The organism is Rouxiella sp. WC2420, from assembly GCF_041200025.1.
Lineage (GTDB): Bacteria > Pseudomonadota > Gammaproteobacteria > Enterobacterales > Enterobacteriaceae > Rouxiella.
Map to the genome: position 1 here is coordinate 3,767,855 of NZ_CP165628.1, position 11,994 is coordinate 3,779,848.

8 protein-coding genes are annotated in these 11,994 nt (G+C 51.0%); 2 read left to right on the top strand and 6 right to left on the bottom strand.

Features of this window, described 5'->3' with window-relative positions; all coding sequences use genetic code 11:
- Positions 1-3: 3 nt before the first annotated feature.
- Entirely contained in the window at positions 4-744 is a 741-nt protein-coding gene (gene pflA / locus AB3G37_RS17510) for a pyruvate formate lyase 1-activating protein (protein WP_009636646.1), read from the top strand.
- Positions 745-919: 175 nt separating this feature from the next.
- On the opposite strand, the gene AB3G37_RS17515 is transcribed toward pflA, so the two are convergent.
- From AB3G37_RS17515 to lrp, 6 genes are all read right to left on the bottom strand, one after another.
- Positions 920-2,065 carry an MFS transporter gene (locus AB3G37_RS17515; protein WP_369788624.1) on the bottom strand — a complete coding sequence of 382 codons (1,146 nt, stop codon included), beginning with the start codon at positions 2,063-2,065 and terminating at the stop codon, positions 920-922.
- A 382-nt stretch (positions 2,066-2,447) separates the two neighbouring features.
- Positions 2,448-3,740, bottom strand: coding sequence for a serine--tRNA ligase (serS, locus tag AB3G37_RS17520; RefSeq protein WP_369788625.1), 1,293 nt, complete (start codon positions 3,738-3,740; stop codon positions 2,448-2,450).
- Between the two features lie 105 nt (positions 3,741-3,845).
- A complete protein-coding gene (locus tag AB3G37_RS17525) occupies positions 3,846-5,189 on the bottom strand; it encodes a replication-associated recombination protein A (RefSeq protein ID WP_369788626.1) in 1,344 nt (447 codons plus the stop codon).
- A gap of 7 nt (positions 5,190-5,196) precedes the next feature.
- Positions 5,197-5,808: an outer membrane lipoprotein chaperone LolA gene (lolA, locus tag AB3G37_RS17530; RefSeq protein WP_009636650.1), complete on the bottom strand. Its 612-nt coding sequence runs from the start codon at positions 5,806-5,808 to the stop codon at positions 5,197-5,199.
- Positions 5,809-6,049: 241 nt separating this feature from the next.
- Complete coding sequence (locus AB3G37_RS17535) at positions 6,050-9,568, bottom strand: DNA translocase FtsK 4TM domain-containing protein (protein ID WP_369788627.1); 3,519 nt, start codon at positions 9,566-9,568, stop codon at positions 6,050-6,052.
- A gap of 126 nt (positions 9,569-9,694) precedes the next feature.
- Positions 9,695-10,189, bottom strand: coding sequence for a leucine-responsive transcriptional regulator Lrp (lrp, locus tag AB3G37_RS17540; RefSeq protein WP_009636652.1), 495 nt, complete (start codon positions 10,187-10,189; stop codon positions 9,695-9,697).
- 602 nt (positions 10,190-10,791) lie between these two features.
- Here lrp and trxB point away from each other — a divergent pair.
- Complete coding sequence (trxB, locus tag AB3G37_RS17545) at positions 10,792-11,760, top strand: thioredoxin-disulfide reductase (protein ID WP_369788628.1); 969 nt, start codon at positions 10,792-10,794, stop codon at positions 11,758-11,760.
- Positions 11,761-11,994: the final 234 nt, after the last annotated feature.

Sequence of the window (11,994 nt, forward strand, 5' to 3'; positions counted from 1 at the left end):
GCAATGTCAATCCAAGGTCGCATTCACTCATATGAATCCTGCGGTACCGTTGACGGTCCCGGCATACGTTATATCGTGTTCTTTCAGGGCTGTCTGATGCGTTGTATGTACTGCCACAATCGCGACACCTGGGATCTGCACGGTGGCAAAGAGGTCAGCGTCGAAGATCTGATGAAAGAGATCGTGACCTATCGTCATTATATGAAAGCGTCGGGAGGCGGCGTTACCGCTTCAGGCGGAGAGGCTGTCTTGCAGGCCGAATTTGTGCGCGACTGGTTTCGCGCCTGTCAGGCAGAAGGCATTACAACCTGTTTAGACACCAACGGTTTTGTGCGTCGTTATGATCCGGTAATCGATGAACTGATCGACGCCACCGACCTGGTAATGCTTGACCTGAAACAGCTCAATGATGATATCCACGAAAAACTGGTCGGCGTATCCAACCACCGCACGCTGGATTTCGCCCGCTATCTGGCCGAACGCAACAAACGCACCTGGATCCGTTACGTAGTCGTGCCCGGTTGGTCAGATGATGAACACTCGGTCCACATGCTCGGCGAATTCACCAAAGATATGGCAAATATCGAAAAAATCGAGCTGCTGCCCTATCACGAGCTTGGCAAGCATAAATGGATAGCGATGGGCGAAGAGTACGGCCTCGAGGGCGTTAACCCGCCGAGCAAAGAGATCATGGATAAGGTGAAGGGGATCTTGGAAAGCTATGGCCACACAGTAATGTATTGATACATCGGTAAATTAAGTATGGTCGAGTCTTTAGCTTTTCGCAGATACCCAAAGTAATTGGAGCTGCAACAAGGCGGCAAGCGAGACGAATCCCCGGGAGCTTACATCAGTAAGTGACTGGGGCGAGCGAGCGTAGCCAACACAGTTGCGGCTTCAAGTACGAAGGGTATCGTTATCAGGCAGTGGCAACAGGTGTAGATTGTTGATCCGCTTTGCGCAATAACATTACCAGATAAACCAGCGCCACGGCGGCGATCATCACAAACAACACCCGGTCGGTGTAATTCTGCATCAGCATCGCGGTCATTGATGGCCCCGCCAGACTGCCAATGGTATAGCTCATCAGCAATGTCTGATTCATCGCCACCAACTCGTCCGAGCTAACCTTTTCACAGGCCCAGGACATTGCTACCGGATACAGCGTAAAACCGGCACAACCCAGCACGAACAGAGCCGGTGCCATTGCATAACCTGCAAGCATTGCGATACTGCCGAGAATAATCACGAACACTTGCACACGCAGCACCATCAAACGACCATAGCGGTCGGCAAGTCGCCCTACCGGCCATTGGCCTATAATCCCGGAGCTGACCAATAACGCCATCCAGTAACCCACATCTGCATCGCTCAGTCCACGGTGCGCCAGAAACAGCGGCATCAAGCCGTAAAGCGAACCCAGCACAATACCGGAAATTACGCAGCCGTTGATTCCAAGGCGTGCACTACGCCGTTTGAACATCGGCCACACTGAAAGAGTTGGCAATTCGCTGTCTTGATTAGCAATGTGCGCAAATAACAGCGGCAGCATAGCGATAACAATCAGCCCTGTGACCCACGGAATAACGCTAAACAATTCGGTGGAGACTTTACCGAGGAGCAACTGGCCCATAACAGTGCCGATATAATAAACAATCATGTAAGCAGCCAACAGCTGCCCACGGTTTTTCACCGTTCCACTACGCAGCAACGCACTCTCAACCACCACCCAAATCAGCGCACAGCCGATACCGGCCATAAATCGCCAGCTGACCCATCCCATAAAGCTCATTGAGAGTGTCAATCCTGCGGTCGCAACGGCAAACAAGATGCAAGAAAGTTGGTAGCTGAGATTAAAGCCAAAGCGCTTGATGATTCGACCTGCAATCAATGTCCCTACTAAATTACCGGCGTAATAAGAAGAGCTTACCAGCCCCACTTTCCAGGTAGGCAGGGTTTCGTGCGTCAACCATAAAGGGACGAGGGTGCTCAAAACCGCAATTGATACGGTCAACAGCAAAAGGCCGCAGAGCAGCAACAGCACCGGGCGAGAATACGCAGACATAGGGATTGAGCGACCAGAAATGCTAGGAAATTGCGCGCATCATGCCACTGGCAATAAAAAAGTCAATCTGGCGAAATCGAGCCGCCGCACAATCTGTATTTCGATGATTTAAATAACTAATCAATCGTCTGAATGAAGAAAATCACGGCTCGACCGAAGATTTTCTATCAAGATGATTATTAAGGAATTTATTTTAAATTTGGATAGGAAAACTTGAAAAAACAGCTTTAAAACAAGACGTTCGATTAAAAAATATCGCCGATGGCTATAAGCCCCAAAAGGGTACAAAAAAGGCCGAACGCCTTAACGTTCGACCTTGATGATTATTGGGAAATTAAACGACTGATGAGAACATCGCTCTTATTTCCAAATAATTACCGGCTTAACCAATAACTTCCTGACCACGCATGTATGGGCGCAGAACTTCTGGCACCACGATACTGCCGTCAGCCTGCTGGTAGTTTTCCAGCACCGCAACCAGAGTACGGCCTACCGCTAAACCAGAACCGTTCAAAGTATGAACCAGGCGAGGCTTCTTCTCGTTTTTTGCACGGCAGCGAGCCTGCATACGACGAGCCTGGAAATCCCACATATTTGAACAGGAAGAAATTTCACGATAGGTGTTTTGCGCTGGCAACCACACTTCCAGATCGTAAGTTTTGCAAGAGCCAGCACCCATATCACCGGTACAAAGCAGCATTTTACGGTATGGCAAGTTCAGCAACTGCAGCACTTTCTCGGCGTGGCCTGTCAGCTCTTCCAACGCCTGCATGGAATCTTCAGGGCGAACGATTTGTACCATCTCGACTTTGTCGAACTGATGCATACGGATCAGGCCACGGGTGTCACGGCCGTAAGAACCGGCTTCTGAGCGGAAACAAGGGGTATGCGCGGTCATTTTCAGCGGCAGAGATTCTTCTTCAAGAATTTCGTCACGCACCAGGTTGGTCAAAGGGACTTCGGCAGTTGGGATCAGTGCATAGTTGCTGCTGCCCGCTTCTTCGCCCAGTGGCTTGGTATGGAACAGATCTTCACCAAATTTCGGCAACTGACCGGTACCAAACAGTGAATCCTGGTTAACCAGATAAGGCACTGCTGTTTCGATATAGCCGTGCTGCTCAGTGTGCAGATCGAGCATGAACTGTGAGAGCGCGCGATGCATGCGGGCAACTTGCCCCTGCATAACCACGAAGCGTGCGCCGGTCAGCTTGACGCCGGCAGCAAAATCAAGGCCGCCGGCCAGTTCGCCCAGAGAAACGTGGTCGCGCACTTCAAAATCGAACTGACGCGGTTCGCCCCAACGGCTAACTTCCTGGTTTTCGCTATCGTCTTTACCGACAGGAACGCAATCATCAGGCAAGTTCGGAAGCGCCTGAGTGATTTTATTCATTTCGTCCAGCAGCGTTTCCAATTCAGCCTTGGCTGCGCTCAGCTTGTCACCCAGCTCGTTAACTTCCTGACGCAAGGCATCGATGTCTTCACCGCGAGCTTTGGCCGCACCGATCGATTTAGATCGTGCATTCCTTTCAGCCTGAAGATTTTCCGTTTCTACTTGCAGTACTTTGCGACGTTCTTCTTGAGCGCGCAATGTTTCTACATCGAGTTTAAAACCTCTGCGAGCGAGTTTTTCTGCAACTGCGTCTAGCTCATTACGCAGCAGATTGGGATCGAGCATGCTAATCCTGTCGTGTTGAATTAAATAAAATTTTGATGACACACGCAGCCTGAAATGGCAGCATGTCAAAGAGTTATCAGTGGTAACCTTACCGCAAGAGCAAATTTATCGGTAGCGTTTTGTCGGGCTATTTTGATCTTGTTCAGTCAACCACGCCAGCTTTTCACCGATTTTTCCTTCCATACCCCGTGCGGTCGGATAATAGTACTGCGTTTTTGCCATTTCAGGGGGAAAATAGTTCTCTCCCGCCGCATAGGCGTTGGGTTCGTCATGGGCATAGCGATATTCTGCACCCAGCCCCATTTCTTTCATTAGCTTGGTTGGCGCATTGCGTAAATGCTCAGGCACGTCGTAATCGGTTTGCTCTTTGGCATCGCGCATCGCAGCTTTGAAAGCTGTGTAAACAGCGTTGCTTTTGGGCGCACAGGCCAGATAAACGATGGCCTGGGCAATCGCCCTCTCGCCCTCTGCTGGCCCAACGCGGGTAAAACAGTCCCAAGCCGCTATGGCAATTTGCATCGCGCGCGGATCGGCATTGCCCACGTCTTCGGATGCAATGGCCAGCAAACGCCTTGCAACATACAGCGGATCGCCACCGGCGGTAATAATCCGTGCATACCAGTAAAGCGCCGCATCAGGAGCAGAACCACGTACTGATTTGTGCAGCGCAGATATCAAGTCGTAATAGCGATCGCCTTTATTATCAAAGCGTGCGCTGCGTTCGCCGGAGATTTCATTGAGCAGCTCAGTAGTCAGCACTCTGACTCCCTGCTCATCGGTCTCCGCCATATCTGCCATCATTTCGATGCTATTCAATGCACGACGGGCGTCGCCGTTGACCAACTCGGCCAACATGCGCCGAGTCTGCGGAGAAATACGGATATTTTGATCGGCATAACCGCGATCGGCGTTGTTCATCGCCTGATCGATGACTTTCTCGATGTCGTCCGCCGTTAATCCCTTGAGCAGATAAACGCGGGCTCGGGATAGCAGCGCCGAGTTCAGCTCAAAACTTGGATTTTCGGTAGTTGCGCCGATAAAAGTAATGGTGCCGTCTTCAATGTGCGGCAGAAAAGCATCCTGCTGGCTTTTGTTGAAGCGGTGTACTTCATCGACAAACAGAATCGTGCGTCGACCCGCATTGCGATTCTGGCGGGCACGCTCAATGGCTTCGCGGATTTCTTTAATTCCGGAAGTCACCGCGGATATGCGTTCGACATCGGCATCGGCATAACGGCCAATGAGCTCTGCCAATGTTGTTTTTCCCGTTCCCGGTGGCCCCCACAGGATCATGGAGTGCAGTTGCCCCGCCTCGATAGCGCGAGGCAAAGGCTTACCCGGAGCCAACAGATGCTGCTGGCCGATGTATTCAGCTAACGTCACTGGCCGCATTCTGGCAGCCAGTGGCTGAAACTCATTGTGGGAAAAATCGAGTGACAGATTGCTCACTAAGTCCTCACTGACGTTGATCGTCTAGCGTCACGCCTTTAGGCGGAGTGAATTTGAATTTAGCATCATCAACCGAGGCATTCTGCTCGCCTTTAAGGGCGTAGGCGCTGCGTTGGCCGTCTTGCTCAACGGCAGTGAAGCTTTTGATGGTGCCGCTTGAGGTTACAGTAATCGCAAACTGCTTGAGATTGCCGGTTGCTGATTTAGGCGTCAGGTTAAAATCATCGCCTTTCTGGGTAACGTTATATTTGGCCCAGTCGCTGCTGTCGTTGCGGGTAATCAGCATAAATGGTGTGTTACCCGTTGCGTTTTTCAGCCAGGTTGCCGTCACTTGCTCAACAAATGGATTGTAGAACCACAGCGTTTTGCCGTCAGACACCAGAATGCTTTCATCCGGCGACGTCATGTGCCAGTTAAACAAGTTAGGACGCTTCACCCACAGCTGCCCTTCGCCTTGCTGAACGTTGGAACCGTCGTCGCCGGTTACTGTTTGCGTAAAGCTGGCATGGAAGGTGTTCAGCTTACCGAGACGGCTCTTTAAATCGCTGCTGGCATCCGCCAATACAGATCCTGAAATAAACGCGGTCAATAAACAGCCTACAGCTAATAATTTTTTCATTGTTATTGTTACCTCAAAATCCATTGCGAACAGACGACCTCTCCCAACAATTGGGGGAATAAGCGGGAAAACAACCCCAGAGCTAAACTTTAGCTGAACCTATTGGCTCACCGATAGCTCAATCGTCTGAGAATTAACGCTTTTACGATTCTTTGCAAACGCGACTAACAGGCGGGTCTACGCTGCAAAACGGAATAGCAGAATTGCCAAGGGCCGCATTTGCGGCCCTTGTTCTACCCCCTCAACTCTCGTGAGGCGGTGGTGCAAGTACTTCGCGGTTGCCGTTGTGACCCGGCGTGCTCACGATAGACTGTGCCTCCATTTGTTCAACGATACGTGCCGCACGGTTATAGCCAATGCGGAACTGGCGCTGAACGCCGGAGATTGATGCACGACGTTTCTCAACCACAAATTCCACGGCCTGATCGAATAACGGATCCAGCTCTTCACCCTCTTCAAGACCTGAACTGCCGCCTTCGCCCTCTTCACCGCCCTTGATAATGCTGTCGATATACTGAGGACGGCCGCGCGCTTTCCAATCCTGAACGACCGCGTGAACTTCCTGATCGCGCACAAAAGCTCCGTGAACGCGGATCGGAATCGAGGAGTTAGGCGCCATATAAAGCATGTCACCCATTCCCAGCAAGGACTCCGCGCCGCCCTGATCGAGGATAGTTCTCGAATCAATCTTGCTCGAAACAGTAAAGGCAATACGGGTCGGAATGTTAGCCTTGATCAAGCCTGTAATGACGTCTACCGAAGGACGCTGAGTTGCCAGCACCAAGTGAATACCAGCTGCACGCGCCTTTTGTGCCAGGCGGGCAATCAGTTCTTCAACTTTTTTACCGACAGTCATCATCAGGTCGGCAAATTCATCCACCAGCACCACGATAAACGGCTCTTTACCCAGCTTCCTCGGCTCATGGCCCATGCTGTCGCTCGGTTTCCAGAATGGGTCCGGGATTGGCCAACCCATATCTTCCGCTTCCTTGATTTTCTCGTTGTAACCGGCAAGGTTACGCACGCCAAGGGCAGACATCAGCTTATAGCGACGTTCCATCTCACCGACACACCAGCGCAACGCATTGGCGGCGTCTTTCATGTCGGTAACGACTTCAGTCAACAGATGCGGAATACCTTCATATACTGACAGTTCAAGCATTTTCGGGTCGATCATGATAAAGCGCACGTCTTCCGGCGTAGCCTTATACAACATGCTCAGGATCATGGCATTAACGCCGACTGATTTACCCGAACCGGTAGTACCCGCGACCAGCAAGTGAGGCATTTTTGCCAAATCTGCCACCACAGGTTGACCGGAGATATCTTTACCCAGCACTACGGTAAGTGGGGAAGGATCGTTTTTGAACTGAGGACAGTCGAGCACTTCCCGCAGATAAACTGTCTGACGCTTTTTATTAGGCAGCTCAAGGCCGACATAAGGCTTGCCAGGAATGACCTCGACGATACGCACCGCTACAGTGGACAGCGATCGCGCCAGGTCGCGTGACAGATTGGAAATGCGGGCAGCTTTAACACCCGGCGCCAGATCCAGTTCAAAACGCGTAATTACCGGCCCCGGAAGCTTGTCTACCACTTCGGCCTTGATACGGTAATCGTTCAGCCGAGCTTCAATCAGCTGCGCCGTTTGCTCGAGGGCAAACATGTCAACTGGCTCTTCCGTTGCAGGTGCCGAAGTCAGGAGATCCAGACTTGGCAACGGCGTAGTTGGCCTATTGACCGGCATTTCATTACGCATCAGCGCCGGATGGATCAGGCTATCCATTGGCGATTTCACGGGCTCGGGCTGCGGCTGCGATTCAGCGGCATATTGCTGAGGCTCGGCAGCATACTGCGGCTCGTTAACAGGGGCCGATGGCGCGTGTTGGCTGTAAGCTGCGGGTTGTTTTGACTCTTCAACCTGCGGTGAAAGCGTAAACAACGGTTCAACAGGCGTATCATCAATCAAATCGGCCATCGGAGAGAAATTGAAGGCGTCATGAGTGCTGATATTCTGGCCAGATAACGACTGAGCCTCCTGCGGCAGCTGATGGGCAGGCGCAGATTGCTGATAATGCGTTTCCTGATACGGCTGAGATTCCTCCGCCTCGACGGGTTGATAACGCGCTTGCTCACGTGCGGCAAACTGCTGGCGCAGCTGTGCCTGAAGCAACGCATCCTCTTCGTCTTCTACCGGCTCTGCCTGTTCAACCGTTTCACCATAGCGCTGGTTTTGCTGATCAACCCATGCCTGCCTTAATGCAGCCTGTTGCAGTGCTTCCTCATCTTCGGCAGAGTCACTTTCGATCTGATGCTGAGACTGGGTCTCACGTGCCAGACGAGCCGCCTCTTGCTCTTGTTGCTCGGCAATACGCTGAGAAGGTAGCTTGATGCCATAAGACGCCAGTTCGCGGCGGGTAGGCAGCTTCACAGGGTTGGGGCGCGGCAATTCCGGGCCAAAGCCTTTCTTGATTTGCGGATTTTCATCACTCACGGCGCTGAAAGCCGGCATAAAGGTATTGCCTGCTTCGGCAGCAGCTGATTTACCGGCCTGAGCCAGACCCGTTGCCAACGCGGCGGTTGCCGCAACGCTGCTGACTTCTGGCGCAGCGCTAAAATCGAACGGTGAACGATCGTGATGTTGAGGTTCAGTTACCTGATTCCAGTCGCCCAGCTGTGGCTCATCGTAACGACGAGTCTGCGCAGAAGCTGCTGGCTGAACCGTGCGGGGCGCAGGGGTTTCTTGCGGAACTTCAAAACTATAAAGCGGCGGCGTTGCTGGCTGTATTGGCGCAGCGGCTGGCGCAATAGGCTGAGCCGCTGTTTGCGCATCAACATGTCCCTGAGACAACGGATTCACCGGTGCAACAGATTCGCCTGCGGCAGGCAATTCAGGGTGAACTTCGGCAACAGCCGATGTTTGTGCCTGGGCTTTATCGTTGATCGAAGAGGCAGAAAACAGGACGTCGTCATCCTCGTCGGCCATTGCCGCTGCTGAAACTATTGCTGTCGCCGCCGTTGCCAGCCGAGCAGGGTCTGCTGGAGTATGCTCGCTCTTTTGCTCTTCATGATGCTTGTCATTGAGCAATGTATCGTCGTGTTCTTCACGCTCGTCATACTCGTAGTCGTAATCATCATCACGTCGCGAACGGTTGGTCATAAAGGTGGTAGCACCCAAAATCGTACCACCAATCTTTTCAGCGATAGTGAGCCATGACCAACCGGTGAACAGGGTCAAACCTGCCGCCCAGACGCAAAGCAGTAGCAGCGTTGCGCCAATGTTGTTGAACCATGGGGTCATCGCCGTGCCCAGAAGACTGCCTATCACGCCGCCAGAAGCGAAGTAATAAAGGTCGTCAATATTGAGCGACGCCAGTCCACACGAGGTGAGGATGAGCGCCAGCGTCCCTATCAAACGCAGCGACAGGGTGAAATAGTCAATGTAATCCTGATTGTCTCGCTGGCGGAAAGAGGCCCAGCAAAGGCAAAGCATGATTGGAGGAATGGCATATCCCAACACACCAAAGATGAAGAATATTGTATCGGCCATCCAGGCCCCGACGCCGCCACCCAAATTATGGATAGGACCATGCCAAGAGGTTTGTGACCAGCTTGGATCGGACGGATTGAAACTAAGCAGTGCTGCCATCAAATAAATGGCGAAAACGGCTACCACAACCAGCACGGCCTCCAGAATACGGCGGCCACCGCTGAGTTTTTTCAAGGTAACGTCTTTATCTTCTGTATATTCCTGGCTCAAGAAAGGCTCTCCAGGTTCCTGTGAACTGAAATAGCGCTAGCGCCGGGAATGAAGCCCGGCGCCAAGGCTGTATGGATACACAGGAGTGTAGCTAAATAAATTAGGTTTTGCACCTGTACCTTTTACTTACCGGGTTTTAATTACCAGGCGGTTAGTCTGTTTCACTTCTTCCATTACCACGTAGGTACGAGTGTCGTTAACACCCGGTAAACGAAGAAGCGTTTCGCCCAGCAGTTTACGGTAAGCAGACATATCAGGTACACGGGTTTTCAACAAGTAGTCGAAGTCCCCGGAAACCAAGTGACACTCCTGAATATCTTCTAGTTTTTGTACTGCCGCATTGAATTGCTCAAACACGTCCGGTGCGCCACGGTTGAGGGTAATCTCAACAAACACCAGCAATGAAGCATCCAGATAATGAGGATTAAGCAAAGCAGTGTAGCCATGAATGAAATTCTGGCGTTCAAGACGACGAACGCGTTCCAGACATGGTGTAGGTGACAAACCTACACGTTTGGAAAGCTCGACGTTAGAGATCCGGCCATCCTTTTGCAGCTCATTAAGAATGTTACGGTCAATACGGTCGAGATCTTTTCCCGGACGTTTCTTGTTATCTACCATTATTATTATCTCTCTGATGTCCTTCCCTGCACTTGCCATACCCTAACCAACTTCAATGTATAAGGGTGTATCCTAAGCGAAGACCTGTTTTTTTAAGGTTGTAGCGACCCACTTTAAGACGTCTTGCCCCTGTCAGAAGAAAACGAATTTTTTTTAGTGAAGCCGAAAAAGAAATAACGCTAAGTAACTAATTAGGCATAATAAAACCTAAATTGCTGATTGTCTGTGTCTTAAAAATGAACAATGCGAACCAGGAACGGGTAAAGCGGTAGCACATTGTGTAAATTTGAGGCACCTACAGGCGTATAATTTCTTCTTACCTAGATGTTTTCGCAAATGCACAGCGGATTGTCAAAGTAAAAGAAGCAAAATCAGAAGAACATTCCAGATTGAAATCCGTGAACGTCCTTTTTCGCTGTCTTTTCGGATTGAACAATAACAAAAGCAGATGACAAACTCAGACAGGAATCATTTTTACCCGTGATTTCAGGCAAAAACTATCAGACAAATCGCTAACAACATCTGAGTATGCTTTTTTTACGCGGCCTTTTTCCCTACAATCCCTACCATGACGTAGTTTGCATCACGGAGATGAATTCCTTATGGGTACAGTTAAACATAGTAAATTGTTGATTTTAGGTTCTGGCCCTGCGGGTTATACCGCTGCAGTCTATGCTGCCCGCGCCAACCTTAAGCCGGTTTTAATCACCGGTATCGAGAAAGGCGGTCAGCTGACCACCACGACTGAAGTTGAAAACTGGCCGGGAGATCCGGAAGGTTTAACCGGTCCTGGCCTGATGGATCGTATGCACGAGCACGCGGTTAAATTTAATACTGAAATCGTTTTTGATCATATTAATCGCGTTGACCTGCAAACCCGCCCGTTCCGCCTGTTTGGTGATAGCGAAGAATACACCTGTGACGCATTGATTATCGCCACCGGCGCATCTGCACGTTATTTGGGTCTGCCTTCAGAAGAGGCGTTCAAAGGCCGTGGCGTTTCAGCCTGCGCAACCTGTGACGGTTTCTTCTACCGCAATCAGAAAGTGGCTGTCGTCGGCGGCGGTAACACAGCAGTGGAAGAAGCGCTTTATCTGGCCAACATCGCCTCTGAAGTCCATCTGATCCACCGTCGTGAGAACTTCCGTGCCGAAAAAATCTTGATTGACCGCCTGAACGAGAAAGCGGCCAGCGGCAAAATCGTATTGCACACCAACAAAACTCTCGATGAAGTTTTGGGTGATGAAATGGGCGTAACCGGTGCCAACCTGCGTGACACCAACAACGATGAGCTGAACAAGCTGGACGTTGCGGGCATGTTTATCGCCATCGGACATAGCCCGAACACCGGCATTTTCGAGGGTCAACTAGCCCTGGAAAATGGCTATATCAAGGTGCAGTCCGGTATTCAGGGTAATGCAACCCAGACCAGCATTCCGGGCGTGTTTGCCGCCGGTGACGTTATGGACCACGTATATCGTCAGGCAATTACCTCTGCCGGAACGGGCTGTATGGCAGCACTGGATGCAGAACGTTATCTTGACGGACTGGCTGAAGCTAATTTCAAGTAATGTTAAACAGCAGCAGTCAATGTTAACTATCTGATCTGTTAAAGATAAAGGCGACCTTTGGGTCGCCTTTTTTGTTTGTATTATACGCAGTTATTTGTAACAGTCGGAGTGTTCATCGCGGAAAAGACCCTGTAGAATATGCGGGCTTTCCGCCTGACATGGCAACAACTGACAATTGCATCCTCAGCGATGCTTTTTCGGCTTATGCGTTCTGCATTCGGCTAACCTGGGATG